Below are 24267 nucleotides of genomic sequence, written 5' to 3' on the forward strand. Positions count from 1 at the left end.
TGGGTTTCTGAATTAACTAAGGTTGACCGGAGCACTGTCTTTTTCTGGAGCTTCTTTGAGAGCTAGTGGAATATAGTAACATGTAGTTTGCGCTCGTAGCGTTAGCGTATTAACGGAGAATTATACAATAAATAAAGATATATACATGAAGGTAGATTTAATGAAACAGCGTGGAATGAAATCTTTAGGGCTGGCACTTCTATTGCTGAGCACTCCAGCTATTTTTGCTCAAAATAAAGAAGCGATGGTTTCGTCAATTGTGCAGGAGGCAAATGCAAATTCACAATTGGAGAAGTATGCGTTTGAGCTTGTCGATATGATTGGCCCCCGTCTTGTCGGGAGTCCACAAATGCAACAGGCGCATGATTGGGTTGTCAAAAATTATAATGCGCTTGGCGCACAGGCCCGCAATGAGCCCTATGGTGAATGGCGTTCGTGGGAACGAGGAACTTCTCAGGTGACGATGACCTATCCCCGCATAAAATCTTTGGAAGGTACACAGTTGGCGTTCAGTCCCGTGACCAAGGAAAAAGGGGTTGAAGCCGAGGTTGTGGTAATGCCTTTATTTAGTTCCCCGTCTGATTTTCAGTCTTGGCTTAAGACAGTCAAAGGCAAGATCGTATTGATTGGAATGAATCCGCTTTCAGGACGGTCAGATGCCAACTGGAAGGAGTCAGCTTCCCCGAAAGGTTATGAAAAATATCAAGCCTTAAAAAATGATCAGTTGAAAAAATGGGAGAGTAGTATGTCCTATACGGGAAGCACGCGTCGGACATTGCCCTTGGCTTTGGAGAATGCTGGCGCCGTTGGTGCCATTGATTCCTATTGGACAGAGTTGCCTGGTATTACACGGATTTTTGATGCGAAGTCCAAACAGATTCCGGTATTTAACGTAGGGCTGGAAGATTACGGTCTGTTATACCGCATGGCAGAACATGGGGTCAAACCTCGGGTTTCGCTGCAGGGAAATTCAAAAGAGCTTGGAATATCAAAGACCTATAATAGTATCGCAGAGATCAAGGGAAAGGAAAAACCGGGCGAGTATGTTGTGCTTTCGGCGCATCTAGATTCGTGGGACGGCGCTTCGGGAGCGACAGACAATGCGACAGGAGTAATTACCATGATGGAGGCTGTCCGCATTTTAAGGAAGGTTTACCCGGATAATAAAAGAACGATTTTGGTCGGTAACTGGGGAAGTGAGGAGCAGGGGCTGAATGGCTCTTCAGCTTTTGTCGAAGATCATCCCGAGATCGCTAAAAATATACAGGTGGTATGGAATCAGGATAACGGCACAGGGCGAATTGTCCGGATAGGAGGCAGTGGTTTTGAAAAATCTTACGAATATATAAGCCGCTGGGTGCAATATTTGCCTGAAGAGTTCCGTAATGAAATCCAAACCAGTTTTCCAGGTATGCCGGGGACGGGGGGAAGTGACCATTCTTCTTTCGTTCAAAAAGGAATTCCGGCCTTTGGGCTCTCTTCCACATCCTGGGACTATGGTAAGGTGACCTGGCACACCAATCGGGATACCTATGATAAGATTGTGTTTGATGAAGTAAAACAAAACGCCATTATCGTTGCGATTTTGACTTACCTTGCCTGTGAAGAGCCTGCTTTGGTCTCCCGCGATAAGATCACATTGCCAATTGATAAAGATGGCAAGCCGACGGTATGGCCAACTAATCTACAGTCTAAAAGAACGAGTGGCAACTGATGATGAAACAGCTCATTTTTGTTGGTCTATTTTTGGTGTGCGCCCTACTCTCTTATGGACAGGTTTCATTTGCCAATTTAGAAAACTACAGAACCGAGTGGTTGATCCTCCGTGAAAATAATAATTCTCTGGTGGGGATCCGTAGTTTCACGACAAATACTGTAAAATATTATTTGACGGTAGATCCTACTACACTGCAAACGCGTATAGTAGGAGATCGATCGGTCAGCGTTCTGTACAACGATGCGGCTCAGGTTACAAAAAGTCTAAGTGGTTCGGTATACGAAAGCTGCTTCTCTTTAGTCAGAAAAACTGAAAACAACTTACAGGATGCGGGGCTGAATTTTAGGCTTCCCAAAGAGGCTGGTATTAATTTGACGATTGATCTATGTCCTTCACATAAACCTTTGGACAGGGCTATTTTTGAAGATCTTCTCGCTGCATTTAAGGGGATAGATCGAAGCCTGCCACTGGCCGTTTCTGTTTCGGGTAAATGGATGCTAAATCACGCCGCAGATCTAGCATGGCTAAAGTCATTGGATGCAAAGGGAGTAAAGATTACCTGGGTAAATCATACGTATGACCATGTTTTTACTAGTAATCCTTTAACATCCAATTTTTTGCTTTCCAAAAATACGAATCTAGGTTATGAAGTGTTGGAGAATGAAAAATTGATGCTGAAAAACGGTCTTCTGCCTTCGGTATTTTTTCGTTGTCCGGGCTTAGTTTCCGATCGGCGCATCATTGAGCAGCTATTGTCCTATGGTCTTATTGCGGTAGGCTCGGATGCCTGGTTGGCTAAAGGACAGCAGGCCAAAAACGGAAGTATTGTCCTGATTCATGGTAATGGGAATGAGGAAGTTGGGGTGCAGGATTTTATCCGATTGCTTCGGACAGAATCTCAGGCCATAAAAACAAAACACTGGACATTGTATAGTTTATCCGAAGGCCTGGATCAGGAGTCACATTAACCTGTACTAAATTGCATAAAAAAGGGCAGTCCAAATCTTTTTGGATAGCCCTTTTTGGTTTTTCTTGTTTTCCTGAGTTTATGACGGATTTTTGAGGTGCTGATTGAAGTAGTCCGCAATTTTTTCGTACATATGAATACGGTCTTTTCCCATTACATTGTGCTCATGAGTCGGGTATAGAAAATAATCTACTTGCTTTCCGGCTTTAATACAGGCTTCTAAAAACTCCATGCTGTTTTGTTGTACAACGACAGGGTCTTGTGCGCCGTGAATAATCAATAATCTTCCTTTCAGTTGATCGGCTTTATTGAGGAGTGATGTCAATTTATAACCTTCCGGATTTTCTTGCGGCGTGTCCATGTAGCGTTCGCCGTACATCACCTCATAAAATTTCCAGTCGATTACAGGACCTCCAGCTACTGCAGCCTTGAAGATATCGTTATGATGCAGCATGAAGGAAGTTGTCATAAAACCACCGAAACTCCACCCGAAAATACCCATGCGCTGTTGGTCAACAAAAGATTTTGATTTAAGGAACTCTATTCCTTTCATCTGGTCGGCCATTTCATTTTGTCCGAGGTTGCGATGCGTAGCTGTATAAAAATCCCGGCCTCTGTAATTCGTGCCGCGATTATCCATCGTGAAGACGATATAGCCCTGTTGCGCCATATACATATCAAAATATCCAGCGCCTCCTAGCCATTTGTTGGAAACAAGCTGCGAATGTGATCCGCCGTATAAATAATACATGACCGGATATTTCTTAGCTGGATCAAAGTCGTTGGGATAAATGATACGTCCTGTCAATGGGTATTTCCCATCTGCGGATGTCAACTGTACAAATTCGATTTTAGGATCATTTATTTTTCCGGAAAAAGGGTTTTCTGCATTGACTAAGGTGGTTTCTTTAGCAGATTTAACTTCTTTGACCTGAACTTTATTTGGTGTTTTTAAATTACTATATTGATCGTAGATATACTTGCCATCGCTACTTAGTGCAGCATGATGCGTGCCCGATTCATTTGTTAATTGAACCGTTTTCCCAGATTTTAGGTCGACCTCAAATAATTGGCGATCTAAACCGTTGTTGGTGACTCCTGTATAGCTAACTTTGCTGCCATCAGCCGAAAAGTCGAGCAATGCCTCCATAACGATGTCTTTATAGCCGAGTTTTTTGATCAGATTACCTTCCGTGTTGTAGAGGTAAAGTTGATTATAACCATCTCTATCGGATTGATAAAGGAATTGATCCGGTTTGTTTGGTAAGAATGTTAATGGGTTTTCAGGTTCAACCCAGGTTGTCGCAGTTTCTTCAAACAGGGTTTTGACCAAAGAACCGTTTTCTGCATTATATTTGTTGACTTTAAGATCATTTTGCCCACGGTTAAGTACTCCGACGTAGATGTATTTACCAGAAGGATCCCAGGTAACCATGGTCAAATACTGCTCTGAATGCTCACCGGTTTGAAGGGTTACCTTTTGTCCCGTAGTGGTGTTGTAAACGATCAACGAAACTTCTTCCGATTTTTGGCCTGTCATTGGATATTTTATCCATTTGATATCCGCAATTTTGGAACTCCATTGCGGTAATGGATAATTGGCGACCATCGTTTCGTCTTTGTGATAGTACAGCAGTTTGTCATTTTGATTGTTCCACCACATTCCTTTCTTGATGCCAAATTCCTGGCGATGGGTGTAATCACTACCATTGACAATTCCTTTGTCGTTATCGTTGGTGACGGAAGTAATTTTGCCGTCTTTGTCAACAATTGCGATGTTATTGTCTACTAAGTAGGCGATTTTTGAAAAATCCGAACTTACCTCGCGATTAGCTCCCTTGTTGTCATTGCCGATAAAGCTTTCAATATTTTTTGATTTGATATTGTAAGCCACCGTGTAAGTTTTATCTTTTCCATCGACTTGGAGTAATAGCGCGTTTCCATCACGCCATTTATAGTCGTAAGGAAACATCCGCAGATTGAACGTTTCATTCGGAATAGCCGTTTTTAGTGCTTTTTCGAGGTCTGTTTTAGAGACCAGATTTGTTTCGCTCCAGTTGCTGGAAGCGCTTTTTGATAATAGGTTCTGGTACGATTTATCGAGATAGGAGAGGTTGTTTGATTTTGGGATCCACGATGCTCCGGCTATTGATGTTGGGGCGTAAGTTCGGGGTCCAAATACTGTTTCTTCTAAATTGAGGTTGCGTTGTGCATAGCTGCTGATGGAGCTTGCCAACAAGAAGAATAGCGCAATTCTTTTCATTAAACTGTAATATTGTGTGAATGTTTATACACAACGGCATACGTGAGCCCATTCCAGTGGTTATTTTGCGCTTCATTAGTCCAATAATCACATGAGGCTTCTAAACCTGTTGCGATAGGAAATTAAAGGCACAAGTAGCTCATTACATTCCGTTTGTTTTTAAATTTTATAGGGCTAAATTAGGGAAATAGCCCTATAAAACCTAGTACAGAATTGTTGCTTTTCTAACTTAAATTGTTTGCTATAAACCGCTACGTCTTGCTGCTAAGTTATAGTTTACGTAGCCAGATGTTTCTGAACTGGACCAGATCACCATGATCCTGCAGTACAATTGGACCTGGGCCGTGGCTTATTTGTTTTGGTAGTCCGATATATTCGGTTGTGCCATCGATTTGAGTATTGTTTTGTACAACGACGCCATTATGTAGGACCGTTACTGTTCCTTTAGCGGTCAAGATTCCATCCTTATTGAACTGAGGGGCTTTATAAATAATATCGTACACATGCCATTTTTCCGGAGCAATTACCTGCGCCAGGGGTGGGCGCTGTTTGTAAATACTGCCTGCTCCGCCGTTGACATAGGTTGGGTTGTTATTGTTGTCCAATACCTGAATTTCATAAAGCCCTTGTAGGAAAATTCCGCTATTACCTCTTCCTTGGCCCTCGCCTTTGATTACTTCGGGGCTTTTCCATTCAATATGCAATTGAAAATCGCTAAAGTGTTCGTTGGTCTCAATGGCTCCAGCCCCCGGTTTTACTTCAAATACGTTGTTGGCTACCGTCCAATTGGCTTTGCCTTTTTCACTTTTCCATTGACTAAGATCCTTGCCGTCAAAAAGGACAATGGCATCGCTTGGTATACCCTGATTGATTGTAACTGTCGGTGGTACCGGACTATAATATTCGGTGTCGCTGGGTTTCATATTTGTTTGGGCCTGTAATGCAGTGGCGCCAAATAAGAGTGTTGTTGCTATCGCTGAGGATAAAGAAAAGTTCATCTGTTGGGTTTTTGGTATGGTTAAATATACAAATAATCCCACTTGTTTGGAACAATTTCAGTAGGTTTGTGCATGGCAACCATTTTACAGACAGTATCGCTGAAAGAAGCTCGGTTCTATGCACCAATAGGTTACTATGAAGAAGAACAGGTGCTAGGCAATGAATTTTTTGTTTCTATTGACGTATGTTTTCCCTTTTTGAATGCCGAGACAGAGGACTTAAACAATACGCTCAACTACGAAGAACTTTACCAGATTACAGCCGGTGTCATGCTACCTAAACGCAAACTACTGGAATCTGCGGCTTCAGAAATACTTGAACAGATTCGGGAAAGAGTATCCCATGCTCTGACGATCGAAGTGGTGATACGCAAATCGAACCCTCCCTTTGGAGGGGACCTTTCTTGCTCCCAAGTTAGTCTTAAATATTTTAAGGATTAAAACGAAACTGGATCAGCGCAATATCAACTGAAAGAATTAGTTTTGCCAATCGTTATCTGATAGTCTTAAATTAATAGTATGAATATTTACGATCTTGTCATAGCCGATAAGGAAAGGATTGCTTTGGAGGATGTTTTCTTGGAAAAGGACAGTCGTCAAAAGCTGCATCAGCTGATTAAAGAGCATCGTTATATTAAAGAGCTTTCGCAATATGGTCTGCCGGTGAGCAATAAGATTTTACTGCACGGTTATTCGGGTTGCGGAAAAACAACAACGGCGAAAGCGCTGGCTACAGCGCTTGAAAAACCAATTTATGTGTTGAATTTGAGCAACCTCATTTCTTCTCGTATTGGCGAAACCTCGCAGCACATCAAACAGGTCTTTGATAAAGCAGGGCGTGAAAAAGCAGTTCTGTTTTTAGATGAATTCGATCAGATCGGAAAGGCGCGGATTAGTGAAGAAAAGGATGTGGGTGAAATGCGCCGTCTCGTGAACACCATTATACAGCTGATCGATTATTTTCCTGCTGAAGCGGTATTGATTGCAGCAACGAATCATCCTGAAATATTGGATACAGCCATTATCCGGCGGTTTCAGCTTCGTTTGGCTTTTGAGTTGCCGACCATAGTACAACTGGATGCCTATTATGATAAATTATTTACGCCATTTCCACATTATGCTGATGTCGTACAGCGACGCTATGGGATCTCCTATGCAGAGGCTAAGGACTATATTTACGATGCTGTCAAATTCTTATTGATTGCTTCGCTGGAACAAAATCAACCTTAATGGTTTTTTGAACGTTACGTTTCGGATGCCTAATAAAATACCAACTTCTGATAAAATCTTTTTCTCTTATATGATACACTACTATTCGAACGCTCTGTTTGAGGTGCTCAGTAAAAATAACAACGTTTCATAAAAGATTTTTCTCTTATACGGTACGCTGCTAATTGAGCGCTCTGTTTCAGACTCTTAATAAAAAATGACAATTTCTGATAAACTGTTTTATCTCCTATACGTTAGTCTGTGTATAGGGACAATTTGGGATAGGGGGCAGGGAGCCCGCTAATGACAAATTGATCGCTAGGTAGTAGGAAATAATTGTTTTTAAGACAAAATGACATTATTTTTTATTTTTAAATGACATTTTGTCTTTTAAAACCTGCTGGTACGCAAATTGAATAGCTCTCTTCAAATAGGTAGAACAAAAAAAGCTTAACAATAAAACAAAAAATTAGGAGGACAAAAAAATGGCATTAATTAAATTCCCTACAAAAAGTTTAAACACGGATGCAGTAAATCCATTTGTGAACACTGTATTCGACAACTTATTCAATGATAACTTCATCTCCGATCGTTTGGTGTCCCGTGTACCTGCGGTCAATATATCAGAAACAGAAAAATCCTTTAAAATTGAAATGGCAGCGCCTGGATTGGATAAATCTGATTTTAAGATCAATGTCGATAAAAATCTAATTACCATTTCAGCTGAGAAAAAAGAGGAAAGTGTGAGTGAAGAAAAATTATACAGCAAAAAAGAATTCAATTATTCTTCGTTCTCAAGATCATTTACCTTGCCAGAGACCGTAGATTACAGCAATATCGAGGCTGCCTATGAAGGTGGTATATTAATTTTGACTGTTGGCAAAAAAGAAGATGCAATCATTGCAAAACGTTTGATTGAAGTTAAATAATCCAGCAGCATACAAGAAATAGTTCATTTTGGAAATGACCAAAGGTGGGCAAAAGACAATAGTTTTTAGGTTTAGTTTATGTTTTAATCCCTCGGAATTCCGTTTGCGTTCCGAGGGATTTTTTTATCAGGATGGTCCTGACATGATGAAAAGACTATTCAGTTTCCGCATAGTTTTCAGATCGGGGAATTTTGGCGAGATAAGGCTCCATCTCTTCCGGTAACTTCGTTAATTTCCGCTTATGAAGGTCGAGCCAGGCTCCATCGACGTTGACGGTACAGCACAAAACTCCGTCATTACGAAAAACTTGGTGTATAAATGAGAAACGACTATTTGTTTTGTTGTATTTCGTCAGTTCTACTTTTACCTGTACATATTCATCTAAATGCACTTCTTTAAAATAGATGAGTTCTTCCCGAAATAAAATTGGACCGATATGAAATTCGGCAAATTTATCCAGTGAAAAGCCCATTTTGTTCAACATGTTACTGCGGGCCTGTGCGCAGATATCAGCGTAAGCAGAATGCCGCATATGTCTATTTGCATCGATCTGCGCCCATATAATCTGACCTTGATAAAATATATTCTCCATAATCTTCAACGATTAGCCTCTTTTTTCATAACAATTTACATATTTTTAAATAAAGCTGTAACACTTTGTTTGTTTGCTATACTTATTACCTAAATATATTTAAAGAAAAATCGCTAGGTGAACCCATCAGAAATAGAATTTCTTCGACTGATTGACGAGAATAAAGGTATTCTCGTTAAGGTGAGCCGTATGTATATGGATGATCATGAAGGGCGACAAGATCTGTATCAGGAGATCGTCTATCAGCTGTGGAAATCCTATGCAACATTTAAGCAACAGAGTAAATTTTCAACGTGGATGTACCGTGTTGCCCTCAATACCGCAATGGTATTCTTAAAAAAAGAAAAGAAACATCAGATTTATGATACGTTAGAGGAACGACATGATTTTGCAGAAGAAGCTTACGATACCGATAAAGATGAGCAACTGAACGTTTTTTATCAGGCCGTTCAAGAGCTCAACGCCATTGAAAAAGCCCTGATATTTTTGTTTTTGGAAGGTCAGAGTCATCGCGAGATTGCAGAAAATCTGGGTATATCGGAAGTCAATGCCCGCGTAAAATTAAACCGCACGAAGGAGCGAATTCAACAAATCATTAAAAAATACAAGTATGAATTTTGATGAGTTAAAAAAATCTTGGCAGCAACAGCCTACAGACGAGGATTTACAGAATCCAAATCTCAAATACTATAAGGAAGTCGGCAATATCATGGGTAAGCTGCGCAAGAATATCAAACGTGAGTTTATCTCTTGGGCCGTGTGTATGGGCTTTCTGTTTTTGGTGCCCATCTTACCGATATATAAGATTGAAGGTTATGCTGCATTTGCCTATTACTTTTTTATCGTACAGATATCCTTATCTAGTCTTTTATATTATCGGAGGTTCTTTTATTTGGTAAAGAGTACGAAAAAGATCGAGTTGTTGGCTTCTAAAGAACACTTGCTCAAATTGTATTACGATTTGAAGTATGCCGTAGAGACCTATCGGATCGCGGCCTACGTGATGATACCGCAAGCTCTATTTCTTTATCTTATTATGATCGCACAGAATCGGACTACCGTCTGGTTTGATCGATTATACCATTTCAAGGAAACTTTCCAACAGGATCCAAACTTTATTGTGTGGATGATCCTTTCCGCAATTGCTTCCATTATTCTTGTTGTTGGTCTGACAGAATTTATGATTCGTGCTTATTATAGCAATTATATTACACAGATAAAGGAAAAGCTAGATCAAATGGAAGCCGAATAGTTTACAGCGTCCTTGTATGTATTTTATGCTGTTGAAGACTTGATTTTCCGTTCAAAATGGCTCGAACTAAAATAGGTAAGGTTTTTGTTTCATCTCCTTCTGATTAGTTTTTTTAGTCCATATGGAATATCCGCTTCATTTTATGCTTGTTTGCTTTTTGGGGCATGGATATTTCGTATATTGTCATTGAAAACCATTGTCCGTTATGTTTAATCCGACAAAGAAGTTACAGCGCAGTTCCCAGATCTTAAGTATATTGGCCAAATATGGTTTTAAAGATGCGATCGCTCGATTGCCGTGGAAGGGACCCCGATCTGCTGTAGAACATGCTATTGACGTCGATAATATCAGTGTTTATGCCCGTATTCGCATGGCTCTTGAGGAGCTCGGTCCGGCTTTTATCAAGCTTGGACAATCGGCTTCGACGCGGGAGGGGTTGTTGCCCAAAGATCTCGTAGATGAACTTAAGCGCCTTGAGGATAATGTTCCCCCTTTTGAAGTGGATATTAAATCTTATCTCAAAGAAGAACTTGAGCTGGATATTGATGGGCATTTCCAGGAGATTACTGCCGAACCTTTTGCTGCGGCCTCTATCGCACAGGTATATCGCGCAATCTTAAAAGATGGAACCCAAGTCGTTTTAAAAGTCCGCCGTCCTGGCATCGATGAGGTTATGCGCTGTGATCTGGCACTTATGCGTGATATTGCCAAAATCCTAACCATGTACAATGATGTACTGGAAAACCTTAACCTTCTGCTGATTGTTGAATCTTTCGCTACGACCATGCAGGAAGAGATGTCCCTGGTGATTGAGCGGCATAACATCGAACGCTTCACAAAGAACTTTAAAGGAAATAAACTGATCAAGGTACCCCGTGTTTATCCTGAACTCTCGTCGGACCATGTTCTTTGCATGGAATATCTCGATGGTTTCAAGGTAACTGATGCCGATGAAATTAAGCGTCGGGGAATGGATGTCCAAACGCTGGTAAAAAATGGGATCAATTTATACCTTGAGCAAGTGATTATCCATGGTTTCTTTCATGGCGATCCGCATCCCGGCAATATGATGGTGATGCCGGATGGGCGGATTGCTTTTTTGGATTTCGGAAATATGGGTAAATTATTGGGGATAGACCGTAGGCAGCTTGAAGAGTTTATTCAATCGGCTATTTCCGAAGATGCTGTCCGGCTTGCTGACGTGATTGAAGACGTTGCCGTGGTGAGCCATATTCCGGATCGTAACCGGTTTGAAAGATCCCTATATGAGATTTTCGATATGATTGATAATGTATCTCTCGGGGATCTTAGCTTAGATTTATTGTTCAATAAATTGTGGAACATCATTGGTGACAACCGCTTGTATTTTCCGGAATATATTTATCAATTGATGCGGGGCATTTCGTTGATGGAAGGTATTGGACGCCAGTTATATCCCGATCTTAATATTATGGAGAGTATCAAGCCCTTTGCACGTAGGATTATGATGGAGCGGCTCTCTCCAGAGGCAATCTTCAAAAAAGGAAAACATAAAGTTGAATCTTTTGCGCGCGATGTCGAAAAACTTCCTGAAGATATGCGCGCCCTTGTGCGCTTATTTCGAACAGGAAATTTTACACTCAACCATCGATTGATCAGTGCGCGATCTTTTAATGCTATTTTACGCAAGGGGGTCAATCGTATTGTCATCGGAATTATGTTTATGTCACTCAATTTACTAGGTGGGATGATTATTGTCGCACGCGTAGAACCACAGTGGTGGGGAATTCCCATTTTTGCTTGGATATGCCTTGGCTCAGCATGGGTCTTTGCCATATATTTATTTGTTGCTATGATCCGAGCAAAGGACAACGATTAACCGGGGTTAGAAAGCATTTTCAGCCATGATGATTGGCTATGCATACATACACGCTATAAAATAAAAAATAAAAAGATATGGAAATCAATCTAAATGGGAAAAAAGCCCTGATCGGAGCGAGCTCTGCTGGTATAGGTGCAGGTATTGCCCAAGTGCTTGCCTCATGTGGCGTATCTGTAACATTGGCTTCCCGACAGGAGGAAAAGCTACAACGTACCTGTGAAGGTCTTGATACCTCCAAAGGACAGGTACACCAATATATCGTAGTGGACTACAATGATCACGAAGCATACAAAAAGCAGATAACACATTATTTTGAGTCGAATAAGGTTGATATTTTAATCAACAATTCGAATGGGCCGCAAGCAGGAACCATAGACCAAAAAAAATTGGCGGATTACCAGCATGCTTTTGAACTCTTATTTCAAAATCACTGTTACACGACCTCATGTGCGCTGCCTTATATGTTGGCAAATCGATACGGACGTATTATTAATGTGTCTTCTTCAACTGTGAAAGAACCGGTATCTAATTTAGTGTTGTCTAATACGATCCGTACAGCATTGCTTAGCTGGAGTAAATCGCTGGCAACGGATGTCGCTAAAGAAGGGGTGACGGTCAATAGCATCTTGACAGGCCTATTTGATACGGACCGTATCCAGTCGCTAACCAACCTTGACGCTCAACGTATGGGTATATCCTACGAGGAAGCGCTACAATTGCGGTTAAAACAGGTTCCTGCGCAGCGTCTGGGTAAACCTGAAGAATACGGTTATCTCGTCGCTTTCCTTTGCTCCGAATATGCAAGTTATCTGACTGGAGCCAATATTCCTCTGGACGGCGGGATGTTAAAAGGCTTATAAAAAATGAGCTGCTCAATTACGTCAGGTCAAAGCCCTTGATTTGAGCATTCCATAGCTGATTGCTGTAGCCAGAACTCGGTGTAAAATTGCATAAAAAGGGGTGTCCAATCCGTTTGGACACCCCTTAATGTTAGTGTGATTTATTATTTTCAATTAGTTCAACACCAATTCGGTGTTGACAATGATGTCGACATCAGAAGCAACCGCTTCTACACCTGAAGGTAATTTATCATTGTATTTCATGCCGAAATCCTGACGGTTAATTTTTGTTTTAGCTGTAAATCCAGCACGTGTTTTTCCCCAAGGATCCGTAATGATTCCACCGTTTTGTGTTATCTCGAAAGTTACTTTTTTCGTTACATCACGGATCGTCAGATCCGCTATCATCACATATTTTCCTTTTACTTTCGCATTTTTAAAACTGATAGACTTTAATGTCATTTTAGGGAATTTTTCCGCAGCAAAAAAATCATCGGTCTTCAAGTGGTTGTCACGTGCAGCAATGCGCGTATCGATACTGTTGACGTCGATAGAGAAATTAACTTTGGCATTATTGAAACTTGTTCCTGTTGGGGTTTCAACTGTTCCTTCTACCTTAGTAAATTCACCATCAACAAAGCTGATACCAAGGTGTTTTACATCAAATCTTGCGTTGGTATGTGCAGGGTCTGCAGACCATTTTACTTGTGCCACAGCAACATTAATCATTAATACTGCTACTGCCAGAATTTGGAAAAATTTATTCATCTTATTTTCTTTTTTTATTTATCTAACCTTCAAAAGTTCAAATTGTTTGTTTGAACAAGCTTCTGCAAAGGTGGGATAAACAGACAAAGAAAAAATTGATGTAGGTCAAGAATTTCGATTCGGCTTTAAGATCTGCCTTTTTAGGCGGCTAAGAAACTCCTGCGTAACACCAAGATAGGAGGCTAATTGCATATTGGAGATCCTCGGATAGATTTTAGGGTACCTTTTGATGAAATCCAGATAGCGTTCCTGTGCAGTGAAACCTATGCTCGAGATAATACGGTGCTGCGATGCGATTTGCGCACGTTGTGCCATAATCCTGGAGAGTTTCTCGAAGATGGGATGATCTTCGTAAAGTTTGTCCTTAGCCTTTTTTGAAAGGGTCAGGACGACGGAGTTTTCCAGGGCCTGAATGTTTTGGAGGGCCGGCTCCTGATAATTGAAGCTGGCAATATCACCGATCCACCAATCTTCAATTGCAAACTGTAGGATATGTTCAATCCCATCGGCGGTGACATAGAATGATTTAAATAAACCGCTGATTACGTATGCTTCATGGTGGCATACCTCGCCTGCCCGGAGAAAGTATTCTTTTTTCTTTATTTTCCGTACCTGATAACGTGAGACGATGTCATTTAGTTCTTCCTCAGTGACATCAATACGCTGTTTTACAAATTCCCTGAATTGTTCCATTTGGCTGTAAAATACGAATTTTTTGCCATGCTAATTGAATAAGTTGTCCAATTCCTATCAATTCTAAGGTAAAATAATTCAGTTGTAGGGGATTTCTTGCATTCAATTTTGTCAACACGGTGATAAAATCTACATCTTGGTGTAATATTTGACCGGATATTCGCAAAATTCAGATAGTTTGATCAATAATTGGTATCTTTTGTCAGATTTAAAATATTTGAATTGCTATAACTATAAAAGTGTCTCATGAAGTTTGTCGCCCCCAACACCCTTGAAAATGATAAGGTCGTATTACGCATCATCGAACCAACGGATTTTGATACGCTGTATCAGGTTGCCAAAGATCCGCTGATCTGGGAACAGCATCCCAATAAGGATCGCTGGAAGGAAGAGGTTTTTCAGGGATTTTTTGAAGGGGCCTTGGAAAGTAAGGCTGCTTATTTGATCCTGGATAAGGAAAGTGGAGCCTGCATTGGGAGCACCCGGTACTATGGACTTGATGAGGCGGAAAAATCTATTTTTGTTGGATATACGTTTTATGCCCGTGCCTATTGGGGGGCAGGAATTAATCCCTTGGTCAAAGAGATGATGTTTGATTTTGCCTTCAACTTTGTGGATCGAATCTATCTGCATGTGGGGGCGGAAAACTATCGTTCTCAGAAGGCCGTGGAACGTTTGGGCGCTATGAAAGTGGCCGAAAAGATGGTCAGCTATGTAAATGAGCCAGAACGTAAAAATTTTGAATACGCATTGGAAAAATCCGCTTGGCGGCGGATCAAGAGATAAAGCCTTATTATCCCTTGATGCCGCTAAGTATACTGCCGATAATGACGGTTAATACAATCAATGTAATGATGATATAAAGTCTGTCCTTTTCGATTACAAAACCAAATAAAGAACCAATCACCCGTACAATAGGTGTACAAATCAATAAAAGAACACCCAGCTGTATAACTTGGGGAATATTTCGGCTAAATGCCCCCGAAATAATTCCAGTAATTGTTGTATTGGAATTCCCTTCACCGACAAAATCTCGATAATTCGGTACGGTGTCCTGTCCATGAACAATCAGGTAGAAGATACCGCCGAGAATAAGAATAGAGGAAGCCAATATAACGCCTATTCGTAAAATTTGTCCTACCAACAGTGAGATGTCTTTGTCTCCCCAATAGTGTTTCGAAAATACTTGTTTCATTTTGAGTAATTAGGTCCTTCATTGTCTAGCAGAAGGACGTTACAAACTTAAAATCCTAAATCGGGTAAGCTACCGTTTTTAGAATTTATGCTGGAATCCGTTGAAGATCATTTCCAAGGCCACCAAAGTAATAGCGACGGCGAAAATGATACGTAAAGTCTTTGGGTTCATGCGCTTTAAGAGTTTGGATCCCGTAATGGCACCGCATAATACACCCAGGATAACCGGAAAAGCAATACCTGGATCCATATATCCTCTTTGTAAATAGACCACTGCAGAAGCAGCTGCGGTGACACCGATCATAAAGTTGCTCGTTGTCGTACTGACTTTAAATGGAATTTTCATCATGCTGTCCATCGCGAGTACTTTAAGGGAGCCCGAACCAATGCCTAATAATCCGGAAAGTATTCCTGCAACCCCCATCAAAGAGAAGCCGCCGACGACGTTGGTCAGCTTATACGGGATCAATTTTCCATCAGCAGGGTAGGTGCTATTCAGTTTCAATTTTTCAGCCAAAGCAGAACCGCCGGATAGCGCATGTTCGTTTTTCTTCCGTATAGTCATTGCTGCGGAGAAGATCAGTACAATACCAAAAATGATTGCAATGGTATTCGTCGGCATGTAAATGGCGATGACAGCCCCGATAACAGCACCAATCGTGGTCGCTATTTCTAAAAACATGCCAAGCCGGATGTTGGTGATGCCTTCTTTGACATAGGCTGTGGCTGCACCGGATGATGTCGCTATGGAAGCCAACAAGGCCGCTCCAATGGCATAACGGATATCGACATGAAACAGAAGAGTCAATAAAGGGATGACAACGACCCCTCCGCCTAAGCCTGTCAGGGATCCTAAGAGTCCTGCTACAAAAGCACCCAGGAGAAGGATGATTGTAAAGGTGAGAATAGTCATAAATATGTGTTTGTTTGTGTGATCCAAAAAACAGCAGCTGTTTAATGGAAGGTAATTTGTTGTAAACTTAAGGGCTTTTTATTGCTTTTGAAACTTTAAACCTGGAATAGATACAAATGTTACATCAAAAGTATTATCAAAAAAATGGTACTGCCTGTCGCTTCACAGCCTGAGGCAGTACCGATGACCTTTATTGGTCTAAGTATATAGTATATAAAATATGGACAATATTATTCAGCTATTGTTTGTTGTACCTTTTCTTTTCTGTTGAAGATATCGTAGATGATTGGGAATACCAACAATGTCAATATCGTCGCTGAGATTAATCCGCCAATGATGACGATCGCCAAAGGTTTTTGTGATTCCGAACCTATACCGGTCGATAATGCAGCCGGCAATAGCCCGATGGAAGCCATGAGTGCCGTCATGACCACAGGTCGTGTTCGCGATTTTACACCTTTATAAATTGATTGGTCATTGGGTAGGCCATCCTTCTTATTCTGGTGGAATTCTGAGATCAGGATAACACCATTCTGGATACAGATCCCGAATAATGCGATCATACCTACCCCTGCCGAGATTCCAAAATTCATACCCGTCACGTGCAAGGCGATAATTCCACCGATCAGTGCAAAAGGAACGTTGGCCAACACGAGCAGCGAATCCTTGATATTTCCGAATAGAATAAACAATAGAAAGAAGATGACGATCAAACTGATCGGTACAACCTGTGCTAGGCGGTGTGTCGCACGCTGCTGATTTTCAAATTGTCCAGTCCAGCCAATAGAATATCCTTCCGGAAGCTTAATTTTACTTACTTTTTGTTGTGCTTCAGCTATGGTGCTTCCTAAGTCACGGTCACGGATGGAAAATTTGATGCCGATATAACGTTTGATGTTGTCGCGATAGATAAAAGCAGCACCATTATCTTTTTCAATGGTCGCGATACTTTTCAACGGAATTAATGTGCCATCACCACATGGAACCATCAGCTGTGCAATATCCTTTTCTGTTTTCCGATATTCGGGCGCATAACGCAGTCGAATGTTGAATTTGCGCTCACCATCGTACAAAATGGAAGCGGTTTTTCCACCAAAGGCCATTTCCAGTACCGCCTGTGCATCTGCTGGCAGGACATTGAATGCCGCCATACGGGTCCGATCCAATACCACACTAACTTCAGGTTGGCCGATATTTAAGATGATACCGGGTTCTTTAATGCCTTGAATACCTTTGACCTGTGCATAAACTTCTTTCGCCAGGCGGTCTAAGGTCGCGAGGTTATCGCCAAAGATCTTGATGCCGTTTTCGGCCTTGAAACCAGCAACGGCTTCAGCAACATTATCCGAGATAGGCTGCGAATAGTTATAGGTGATCCCCTGGAATTGTTTGAGTTTATGGTCCATCTCTTCAATCAGCTGATCCATGGTGATTTTACGTGTCCATTCCTCTTTAGGTTTTAGGGCCACAGCAAACTGAACAAAACCAAACCCATTGGGGTCGGTACCGTCGTTGCTCCGTCCAGTTTGGGAAAGTACGCCGGTGACCTCAGGAAAGGTTTCCAAAGTGCTCTTTAACAGTTTGGTTGTTTTAACCGATTCACGTAATGAAGTACTCATGGGCATCTCGGCAGTAACCCAAAGGGAACCTTCATTTAATGTCGGTAAAAACTCTGTCCCTAAAAATTTTGCAGAAAACAAGATTGCAGCTAGTAAAGTAATTGCAATGATCATACTCAGACGCTTGTTTCGGAATGTAAATCCAAAACCTTTGGCGACAATTCTATTCCAGAATTCAACAAATGGATTGTGGCGTTCTTTTACATTTTTATTGAGCAGAATATGCGATAAAGCCGGAACGAGTGTCAAGGTAAACAGTAATGCACCCAGCAAAGCAAAACCTAGGGTAAAGGCTAGTGGCGAAAACATCTTTCCTTCTACTTTTTGGAAGGAGAATATGGGCATCAAGGAGGTGATGATAATCAGCTTGGAGAAAAAGATTGCTTTTCCCAAACCTGTTCCTGTCTGTTTGATCCAGCCGGCTTTGGCCATTTTGTTGAATTTCTCCATACCCAGCTTATGAGCCTGGTGATCCAACATGACAAATATCCCTTCCACCATGACCACGGCACCGTCGATGATAATACCAAAGTCTACTGCACCCAAAGACAACAGGTTGGCGCTCATGCCAGCTAGTTTAAGACATAGAAAAGCAAAAAGTAAGGCGAGGGGTATAATGATAGAAACGATGACCGTCGTGCGCCAGTCTGCCATAAAGAGCAATACCATCAAGGTGACGAGGACAATACCTTCAATCAAGTTGTGCATAACGGTATGGGTCGTGAAATCCATGAGATTGTCACGGTCATAGAAGGTTTGCATTTTGACATCTTTGGGAAGGATTTTGTTGTTGAGCTCGTCTATTTTCGCTTTTACAGCGGTCAGGACCTCTCTTGGATTTTCGCCTTTCCGCATCACGATGGTTCCTGCTACCACATCATCATTCTTACCAAAACCAGCTTGGCCCACCCGAGGCATTGCGCTTTCTCTTACCTCGGCTACATTTTTAACAAAGACCGGATTTCCCTTTTGGTTGATTACCGTGATGTTTTCGATATCATTGATCGAGTTGACCAAACCAATACCGCGTACGACGTAGGACTGGCCACTTTTTTCGATGACATCTCCACCGACGTTCAGGTTACTTTTGCTGACAGCATCAAATACCTGTAACGGGGTCAGATTAAATTTGTCGAGTTTGATGGGGTCGGTACTTATTTCGTAAACCAAATCCTGTCCACCAAAAACGTTGATATCGGCTACACCAGGGACACCACGCAAAGCGCGGTCAATGACCCAGGTCTGTAAAGTAAGGAGGTCGCGCGAATTGCGTTGATCGCTATGCAATGTATAACGGAAGATTTCGCCTGTAGGGCCGTAGGGGGGCTGTACTTCAGGGTCGACATTGTCTGGCAGGCTCACAGACCGCATGAGGTTGTTGACCTGATTGCGGGCAAAAGTGTCGTCGACACCATCATCAAAGATGATTTTAACAATAGAAAGGCCAAACATGGTGGTGCTCCGTATGCTAGTTCTCTTTTGGACTGGACTCATGCCCAGTTCGATTGGTGTCGTTACGAAGCGTTCGACTTCCTCCGCACTCCTTCCGTTCCACTGGGTAATGATGGTTATTTGTGTATTGGTCACATCGGGAAATGCCTCAATGGGCATGCTTTTAAAGCTAATGAAACCAGCAATAGCCAAAATACCGACCCAAATAAAGGTAAACGCTTTATTTTTAATGGAAAAGGCGATGATATTTTTAATGAATTTGTTCATTCGTGTAAATGCTAAGACCGATTAATTATTCAATGCTCTATAGATCAAAAGTTTATTGTTGACAACAACTTTTTCACCTTCCTGTAGCCCCGTAGCCATGTAAGTTGTTCCTTCGTTTTGTTTGATCGGCAATATTTCGCGAATCTTAATATCATTTTGGGATTTATAGATCAATACGAAATATTTGTTTTGATCGAAAATGACCGCATCAGAAGGAACTGCAAGCGCTTCCGTATTGGAGCGATGCAACACTTTAATGGTCGCTTTACTATCCGGAATAAGTAAACCATCCTTATTGTCTAGCACCACGCGTGCCTGCATTGAATTCGTTTGGGGATCGATGATCTTAAAGATTTTATCAATACTGCCCTGGAATTTTTTGTCCGGGTAACTCAGGGTGGACACAATAGCCGGCATGCCCATACTAATCTTGTCGATATCCGTTTCGTTGACGTTAAGAATTGCCCATACATCTTTTGTATTGGCCACATCAAAGATGTTGTCGCTGCGGTCACTACGCAACTGCATGTCTTTGTTGATGTTCTTTTGGACGATGTAGCCATCGATTGGAGATACGACCGAATAAATATTACCTGTGCGCACATTGTAGATCTGACTGACGGCTTCTGAACGACGTAGTTGCTCTTTGGCTTTGGTTAATTGCCCCTTTGCTTCCAGCATGTCTTTGTCTGTACTCAGTTTACCATTATACATGTCTTCGGCCACACGGTAGTTTTTCTCGGCGAGTAACACATCGGTTCTGGCATCGGAAAGATCCTTTTGTATACCGGCAACTTCCGTACTTCTGATTGTTGCCAATACCTGACCTTTATGGACATAATCACCCAGAGAAACATTAACGGAGACCACATTCCCCCCAACGAGCGGGAAAATATCAATGTAATTGTTTTGATCGGCCGATATCTTTCCAAAGAAGTTGAGTTCTTCGGTCACATTTTCTTTTTTTACCGTAGCAAAACTTGTCGATTTAAGCATCGTCTCACTAATTTCGAAACCTTTGACAATGGCTGCATTATCTGTTTCTTTATGATTTTGGCAAGAGTAAAGTAGTACTACTGCCACAGCGGCTATAAGAAGTTTTTTAGTTGACATGAGTTGAATTAAATATAGAAGTTTGAGCCAGGTAGTTTAATTGTTCGGCGTTGAGAATAATTTCCTTTTTCATATCGTATAGCTTAAGAATGGATATGCGATAGCTGTCCATAAAATCCGTGAACTCAACTAGAGAAATATTCCCTTTTTTAAAATTATTGAATATGCCATCATAGACCACAGCGATGTTATGCAGGTCGTCTGGTGTAATGGTAAAATATTGGGTATATTGATTTTCCCAGGACTGATAGTTGGAACGGATCTGTGATTCCAGCAGCTGCCGTTGGACTTCAATATTTTTCTTTGCCTCTTCTTCGGCGTATTTCGCTTTGATCACATTTCCTTTATTTTGTTTCCACAACGGGATCGGAATGGCGGCTGTGACATTGAGCTCATTGCGGAATACACCTCCATTTTGGCTGTAGGAAAGACCAAGGTTGATATCCGGTGTGTTTAAAGACTGTTGCCATCTGGTAAATAACTGTGCGCTTTCCGAGGTCTTCAAGGCAAATTGATAATCGGCATTGTTTTCCAAGGCCAATTGGTAGATGTTTTCCAAAGGCATTGTTGGCTTTACGGCAAGTTCCTGATCTGCTTCTTGATCTGTTAACTTCGGTAATACATCTTCCTGACTGGAAATAAGCACACGTAATTGCTGCTGTAGATTGATACTATTATTAATTTCTGTCGTTTTTTCATTGTTGAGATCAATGGCCATTGTTTGAAGGCGAACCTGATCTTTTAAAGAAACGTTTCCTTTTTTCCCTTGCTCTTTATAAGCGGCGAGCAGATTATTGAGGTAATCCAGCTGAATTTTAATATCCGCCAACTTATGTTGCTCAAAGTAAAGGGAGTAGAAAGTTGTACGCAGCTGGGCGCGAAGGCTTGCCAGCAATTGGCTAAATTGTAGCTTAGCAAGTTCAACATTTGATTTGGCAAATTCAACTTCATTCTTCTTTTTTCCACCGAGATAAATCAATTGGGATACACTTGCTTCCTTGGATTGACCAATATGAAATGTTTTTTTGTTCTGTGGGTCGTAGGCATTGGCAGACAGTTCCAACTGTGGCAGATCCCATATTTTGGCTTGTATGACGTCTGCCTCGGCTTGACTGATGTCATATTGTTGCGCGAGTAGGGAGAGATTACTTTTAATAAAAGCCTCTTCGCATTCTTGAAGCGTCATCTTTTTTCCCGAGATCTCACTTTGCTTTATTCCAAATGTACTTTCATGAATGCTCAAGTAATCTGCCTGTGGTGGTTTTTGTTGAGCAAAAGCCATGCTATTGCAAAGCAATAAAAATATAAGGGGTGTCTTTGTCATGTATTTCAAAACTTATGTAACAAAATAACTGGTCGAAGATTAAAGACCCCTTAATAAATGCTTAAAAAAAGCTTAAAAAAGCATGTTTTTCAGATCGGCGGATAGCTATGGATAGGTATAATAATATATGCGTTTATTGCTCATAGACTTGACATTGTCTACCGCAATTAAGCAACTATACTTCCCGGTTCGGAAACAATTTAAATAGTAATACAAAAGTATGCGTAGATTGTTTTAAATCTGCCTGATATGCTATTGTTGCTTGATGCGATTGCATGATACGCTGAACGATACGTAACCCTAGGCCTGATCCTGTTGTTTCACTTGCGTTTTCACCGCGGCTGAATGCATCGAAAATCCGCTTTTGGTCGATTGTACTCAAGGCCGGGCCAGTATTGCTGACAAGCACTTTAAGTTCCCACGTTGATTCTACAATCATTACTTTTACCTCCTTGGTATCGGAATAAAGCGCGGCATTTTTAAATAAATTCACAAAAGCGATTTCAATCAATTGAGCAGAACAGAAAATACTCAGTTTGGGATCTTCGACTCCGCCAATTGAAAAATCCAGTTGTAGGTCGGGGAATACCTTGGCTACCTTTTCATAAGCCGTAAAGATAATTTCATCAATTCTTTCCTCCGCATAAGTCATTTTCAAACGCTCGGAGTCGAATTTTGAAAGTAACATCAACGAATCGGTTACCTCCGAAAGATGTAAGGTTTCTTTGGATATATTACGCAATACCTGCCTTACTTCTTCGCTCAACTGATTCTGATGATAAAGGTTCTCCAGCTGGAAGGACATTCGGGCAAGCGGTGTTCGCAATTCATGAGAGGCGCTGGAATTAAATTCTTTCTGCGATTCGAAAGCAGCCGAAAGCCGTAGCAGCATGGTGTTAAATGCTCGGGTTAGTACAGCAATCTCATCTGTTTTACCGGTATACTCGACAGGTTTGGTCAGTTTGCTGGCATTGATCTGGGTGATATTATCTTTTAATTTATCGAGTGGGATCAATAAACGTTGGATAAGGTTATAACTGAATATCCAGACCAGCACAGCGCTCAGTACAAATAATATGGTTAGGACGAGCGCCAGATGATCCATTTTTTCATTCCCGGAGTAATCCTGTGCTTTTACGATAATATAATAAGGTAAACCGTTGATGCGGTAATATTTGGCCAAGGTTTCGTATTGATCCTGATAGTAGAAAATCTGTTTTTCCTGATTTAGCCGATTGACAATCGAAGCATTCCAGGTAATGGTCTGATCCTTTACGGTGCTGAAGACCAGTTGTTTGTTTTTGTCAAGGATGATCACATCTTCATAGAAGAGGCCATCTTCGTCATCGTGGAAATAGTTTTTGTAAGACTGACGGTTGAAATAAGGATTACTGGCGATGTAATGGGAGATATTATCCAATTTATCAATCAGTCGCTGGCGAAATTGATCTTTCCGAAAATCGAAACTAGCATAGTAGATAATCAACATCGCCATACCGAAAAGGACGGAGAATGCAATGCTAAAGCTAATCGCTATCTTCTTTTTTAAATTCATTTTTCTGCCGATAGGTAATAACCAAATCCAGGTCTTGTATGGATTAGTTTATTTTCAAAGTTTTTATCAATTTTCTTTCGTAAAAAGTTGATGTAAACTTCAATTGTATTCTGTGTTGTTTGAAATTGGTTTTGCCATACTTCCTCAGAAATATGTTGCTTGGATAAGGTGCGGCCCTTTGCCTGCGCTAAGATAAGCAGCAGTTGAAATTCTTTTTGAGTAAGATTAATTTCTTCATTTGCACGTAGTACACGGGCCTCATCAGGATAAATGATCAGATCATCGACTACCCATGTTTTTGTTTCATTGCTTTCGCTATGTTGTTGTCGACGCAGCAATGAATAGATCCGCATCAGTAACTCATCTAAAACAAAAGGTTTGACCAAATAGTCATCCGCGGCCCGGAGAAATGCCTCCTTTTTATCATCTATATCGTCGTATGCTGAGAGAATAATAATTGGGGTAAAGGCGTCATGGCTTCTTATCTTTTTACAGATCTCCAGTCCATTGATTTTGGGCACGTTGATATCCAATAGATAAAAACCATATTTTTTCTGGTGCGTTTTGGCCAAAAACTCAATACCGTCAAAGGCTTGATCACAGGTAAAACCCTGGCTTAACAGAAAAGAGCGAATCTCCTTAGAGAGTACCTTGTCGTCTTCGAGCAGCAAAATGTCCACCATATGTATATCTGTTGTGTTTTCGTAAAAATAAACAAATTTTTGTCATCCTATCATGGAGA

At 41.2% G+C, this 24267-nt stretch carries 22 protein-coding genes; 10 read left to right on the plus strand and 12 right to left on the minus strand.

Annotated elements, in window-relative coordinates; all coding sequences use genetic code 11:
* Positions 1–145: 145 nt before the first annotated feature.
* The gene (locus B3600_RS12290; RefSeq protein WP_112375533.1) at positions 146–1714 is read left to right on the plus strand and encodes a M20/M25/M40 family metallo-hydrolase; all 1569 of its coding nucleotides are present in this window, start codon (positions 146–148) and stop codon (positions 1712–1714) included.
* Positions 1714–2685 (plus strand): polysaccharide deacetylase family protein, encoded by a 972-nt coding sequence (locus B3600_RS12295; RefSeq protein WP_286753145.1) that lies wholly within the window; start codon positions 1714–1716, stop codon positions 2683–2685. The genes B3600_RS12290 and B3600_RS12295 overlap by 1 nt, the downstream gene beginning before the upstream one ends.
* A gap of 78 nt (positions 2686–2763) precedes the next feature.
* On the opposite strand, the gene B3600_RS12300 is transcribed toward B3600_RS12295, so the two are convergent.
* Positions 2764–4947 carry a S9 family peptidase gene (locus tag B3600_RS12300; RefSeq protein ID WP_286753146.1) on the minus strand — a complete coding sequence of 728 codons (2184 nt, stop codon included), beginning with the start codon at positions 4945–4947 and terminating at the stop codon, positions 2764–2766.
* A 269-nt stretch (positions 4948–5216) separates the two neighbouring features.
* On the minus strand, positions 5217–5945 hold the full coding sequence (locus tag B3600_RS12305; RefSeq protein ID WP_286753147.1) for a 3-keto-disaccharide hydrolase: 729 nt from the start codon (positions 5943–5945) through the stop codon (positions 5217–5219).
* Between the two features lie 72 nt (positions 5946–6017).
* Between B3600_RS12305 and B3600_RS12310 the strand changes: the two genes are divergently transcribed.
* From B3600_RS12310 to B3600_RS12320, 3 genes are all read left to right on the plus strand, one after another.
* A complete protein-coding gene (locus B3600_RS12310) occupies positions 6018–6386 on the plus strand; it encodes a dihydroneopterin aldolase (RefSeq protein WP_046672427.1) in 369 nt (122 codons plus the stop codon).
* 78 nt (positions 6387–6464) lie between these two features.
* The gene (locus tag B3600_RS12315) at positions 6465–7175 is read left to right on the plus strand and encodes an AAA family ATPase (RefSeq protein WP_070562900.1); all 711 of its coding nucleotides are present in this window, start codon (positions 6465–6467) and stop codon (positions 7173–7175) included.
* Positions 7176–7639: 464 nt separating this feature from the next.
* Positions 7640–8083: an Hsp20/alpha crystallin family protein gene (locus tag B3600_RS12320; RefSeq protein ID WP_112375535.1), complete on the plus strand. Its 444-nt coding sequence runs from the start codon at positions 7640–7642 to the stop codon at positions 8081–8083.
* A gap of 154 nt (positions 8084–8237) precedes the next feature.
* On the opposite strand, the gene B3600_RS12325 is transcribed toward B3600_RS12320, so the two are convergent.
* Positions 8238–8675 carry an acyl-CoA thioesterase gene (locus B3600_RS12325; protein ID WP_070562894.1) on the minus strand — a complete coding sequence of 146 codons (438 nt, stop codon included), beginning with the start codon at positions 8673–8675 and terminating at the stop codon, positions 8238–8240.
* 117 nt (positions 8676–8792) lie between these two features.
* Here B3600_RS12325 and B3600_RS12330 point away from each other — a divergent pair, with 117 nt between their 5' ends.
* From B3600_RS12330 to B3600_RS12345, 4 genes are all read left to right on the plus strand, one after another.
* The gene (locus B3600_RS12330) at positions 8793–9296 is read left to right on the plus strand and encodes an RNA polymerase sigma factor (protein WP_112375536.1); all 504 of its coding nucleotides are present in this window, start codon (positions 8793–8795) and stop codon (positions 9294–9296) included.
* Positions 9286–9927, plus strand: a complete 642-nt coding sequence (locus B3600_RS12335) for a hypothetical protein (RefSeq protein ID WP_070562889.1) — start codon at positions 9286–9288, stop codon at positions 9925–9927. The genes B3600_RS12330 and B3600_RS12335 overlap by 11 nt, the downstream gene beginning before the upstream one ends.
* 205 nt (positions 9928–10132) lie before the next feature.
* Positions 10133–11785 (plus strand): ABC1 kinase family protein, encoded by a 1653-nt coding sequence (locus tag B3600_RS12340; RefSeq protein WP_286709728.1) that lies wholly within the window; start codon positions 10133–10135, stop codon positions 11783–11785.
* A 77-nt stretch (positions 11786–11862) separates the two neighbouring features.
* Complete coding sequence (locus B3600_RS12345; protein WP_286753148.1) at positions 11863–12648, plus strand: SDR family oxidoreductase; 786 nt, start codon at positions 11863–11865, stop codon at positions 12646–12648.
* A gap of 153 nt (positions 12649–12801) precedes the next feature.
* Here B3600_RS12345 and B3600_RS12350 read toward each other — a convergent pair whose 3' ends face one another.
* On the minus strand, positions 12802–13395 hold the full coding sequence (locus tag B3600_RS12350; RefSeq protein ID WP_286753149.1) for a YceI family protein: 594 nt from the start codon (positions 13393–13395) through the stop codon (positions 12802–12804).
* 105 nt (positions 13396–13500) lie between these two features.
* Positions 13501–14088 carry a Crp/Fnr family transcriptional regulator gene (locus B3600_RS12355; RefSeq protein ID WP_070562877.1) on the minus strand — a complete coding sequence of 196 codons (588 nt, stop codon included), beginning with the start codon at positions 14086–14088 and terminating at the stop codon, positions 13501–13503.
* 246 nt (positions 14089–14334) lie between these two features.
* Between B3600_RS12355 and B3600_RS12360 the strand changes: the two genes are divergently transcribed.
* Positions 14335–14874, plus strand: a complete 540-nt coding sequence (locus tag B3600_RS12360; protein ID WP_286753150.1) for a GNAT family N-acetyltransferase — start codon at positions 14335–14337, stop codon at positions 14872–14874.
* A 7-nt stretch (positions 14875–14881) separates the two neighbouring features.
* Here B3600_RS12360 and B3600_RS12365 read toward each other — a convergent pair whose 3' ends face one another.
* From B3600_RS12365 to B3600_RS12395, 7 genes are all read right to left on the minus strand, one after another.
* The gene (locus tag B3600_RS12365) at positions 14882–15283 is read right to left on the minus strand and encodes a DUF1634 domain-containing protein (protein WP_070562870.1); all 402 of its coding nucleotides are present in this window, start codon (positions 15281–15283) and stop codon (positions 14882–14884) included.
* 78 nt (positions 15284–15361) lie between these two features.
* Positions 15362–16195 carry a sulfite exporter TauE/SafE family protein gene (locus B3600_RS12370; RefSeq protein ID WP_070562867.1) on the minus strand — a complete coding sequence of 278 codons (834 nt, stop codon included), beginning with the start codon at positions 16193–16195 and terminating at the stop codon, positions 15362–15364.
* 230 nt (positions 16196–16425) lie between these two features.
* Positions 16426–19533: an efflux RND transporter permease subunit gene (locus tag B3600_RS12375; protein ID WP_286753151.1), complete on the minus strand. Its 3108-nt coding sequence runs from the start codon at positions 19531–19533 to the stop codon at positions 16426–16428.
* A 21-nt stretch (positions 19534–19554) separates the two neighbouring features.
* Positions 19555–20646: an efflux RND transporter periplasmic adaptor subunit gene (locus B3600_RS12380; protein WP_286753152.1), complete on the minus strand. Its 1092-nt coding sequence runs from the start codon at positions 20644–20646 to the stop codon at positions 19555–19557.
* Positions 20636–21970 (minus strand): TolC family protein, encoded by a 1335-nt coding sequence (locus B3600_RS12385; protein ID WP_286753153.1) that lies wholly within the window; start codon positions 21968–21970, stop codon positions 20636–20638. The genes B3600_RS12380 and B3600_RS12385 overlap by 11 nt, the downstream gene beginning before the upstream one ends.
* A 175-nt stretch (positions 21971–22145) precedes the next feature.
* Complete coding sequence (locus B3600_RS12390; RefSeq protein ID WP_286753154.1) at positions 22146–23525, minus strand: HAMP domain-containing sensor histidine kinase; 1380 nt, start codon at positions 23523–23525, stop codon at positions 22146–22148.
* Positions 23522–24208, minus strand: a complete 687-nt coding sequence (locus tag B3600_RS12395) for a response regulator transcription factor (protein WP_204990845.1) — start codon at positions 24206–24208, stop codon at positions 23522–23524. The genes B3600_RS12390 and B3600_RS12395 overlap by 4 nt, the downstream gene beginning before the upstream one ends.
* Positions 24209–24267 lie beyond the last annotated feature (59 nt).

It is taken from the genome of Sphingobacterium sp. UBA2480, from assembly GCF_002341965.1.
Classification (GTDB): domain Bacteria; phylum Bacteroidota; class Bacteroidia; order Sphingobacteriales; family Sphingobacteriaceae; genus Sphingobacterium; species Sphingobacterium multivorum.

What these genes read in the sequence shown, in the direction of transcription:
- B3600_RS12290 (WP_112375533.1), top strand. Translation starts at nt 146, where the DNA reads ATGAAGGTAGATTTAATGAAACAGCGTGGAATGAAATCTTTAGGGCTG.
- B3600_RS12295 (WP_286753145.1), top strand. Translation starts at nt 1,714, where the DNA reads ATGATGAAACAGCTCATTTTTGTTGGTCTATTTTTGGTGTGCGCCCTA.
- B3600_RS12300 (WP_286753146.1), bottom strand. Translation starts at nt 4,947, where the DNA reads ATGAAAAGAATTGCGCTATTCTTCTTGTTGGCAAGCTCCATCAGCAGC.
- B3600_RS12305 (WP_286753147.1), bottom strand. Translation starts at nt 5,945, where the DNA reads ATGAACTTTTCTTTATCCTCAGCGATAGCAACAACACTCTTATTTGGC.
- B3600_RS12310 (WP_046672427.1), top strand. Translation starts at nt 6,018, where the DNA reads ATGGCAACCATTTTACAGACAGTATCGCTGAAAGAAGCTCGGTTCTAT.
- B3600_RS12315 (WP_070562900.1), top strand. Translation starts at nt 6,465, where the DNA reads ATGAATATTTACGATCTTGTCATAGCCGATAAGGAAAGGATTGCTTTG.
- B3600_RS12320 (WP_112375535.1), top strand. Translation starts at nt 7,640, where the DNA reads ATGGCATTAATTAAATTCCCTACAAAAAGTTTAAACACGGATGCAGTA.
- B3600_RS12325 (WP_070562894.1), bottom strand. Translation starts at nt 8,675, where the DNA reads ATGGAGAATATATTTTATCAAGGTCAGATTATATGGGCGCAGATCGAT.
- B3600_RS12335 (WP_070562889.1), top strand. Translation starts at nt 9,286, where the DNA reads ATGAATTTTGATGAGTTAAAAAAATCTTGGCAGCAACAGCCTACAGAC.
- B3600_RS12340 (WP_286709728.1), top strand. Translation starts at nt 10,133, where the DNA reads ATGTTTAATCCGACAAAGAAGTTACAGCGCAGTTCCCAGATCTTAAGT.
- B3600_RS12345 (WP_286753148.1), top strand. Translation starts at nt 11,863, where the DNA reads ATGGAAATCAATCTAAATGGGAAAAAAGCCCTGATCGGAGCGAGCTCT.
- B3600_RS12350 (WP_286753149.1), bottom strand. Translation starts at nt 13,395, where the DNA reads ATGAATAAATTTTTCCAAATTCTGGCAGTAGCAGTATTAATGATTAAT.
- B3600_RS12355 (WP_070562877.1), bottom strand. Translation starts at nt 14,088, where the DNA reads ATGGAACAATTCAGGGAATTTGTAAAACAGCGTATTGATGTCACTGAG.
- B3600_RS12360 (WP_286753150.1), top strand. Translation starts at nt 14,335, where the DNA reads ATGAAGTTTGTCGCCCCCAACACCCTTGAAAATGATAAGGTCGTATTA.
- B3600_RS12365 (WP_070562870.1), bottom strand. Translation starts at nt 15,283, where the DNA reads ATGAAACAAGTATTTTCGAAACACTATTGGGGAGACAAAGACATCTCA.
- B3600_RS12370 (WP_070562867.1), bottom strand. Translation starts at nt 16,195, where the DNA reads ATGACTATTCTCACCTTTACAATCATCCTTCTCCTGGGTGCTTTTGTA.
- B3600_RS12375 (WP_286753151.1), bottom strand. Translation starts at nt 19,533, where the DNA reads ATGAACAAATTCATTAAAAATATCATCGCCTTTTCCATTAAAAATAAA.
- B3600_RS12380 (WP_286753152.1), bottom strand. Translation starts at nt 20,646, where the DNA reads ATGTCAACTAAAAAACTTCTTATAGCCGCTGTGGCAGTAGTACTACTT.
- B3600_RS12385 (WP_286753153.1), bottom strand. Translation starts at nt 21,970, where the DNA reads ATGACAAAGACACCCCTTATATTTTTATTGCTTTGCAATAGCATGGCT.
- B3600_RS12390 (WP_286753154.1), bottom strand. Translation starts at nt 23,525, where the DNA reads ATGAATTTAAAAAAGAAGATAGCGATTAGCTTTAGCATTGCATTCTCC.
- B3600_RS12395 (WP_204990845.1), bottom strand. Translation starts at nt 24,208, where the DNA reads ATGGTGGACATTTTGCTGCTCGAAGACGACAAGGTACTCTCTAAGGAG.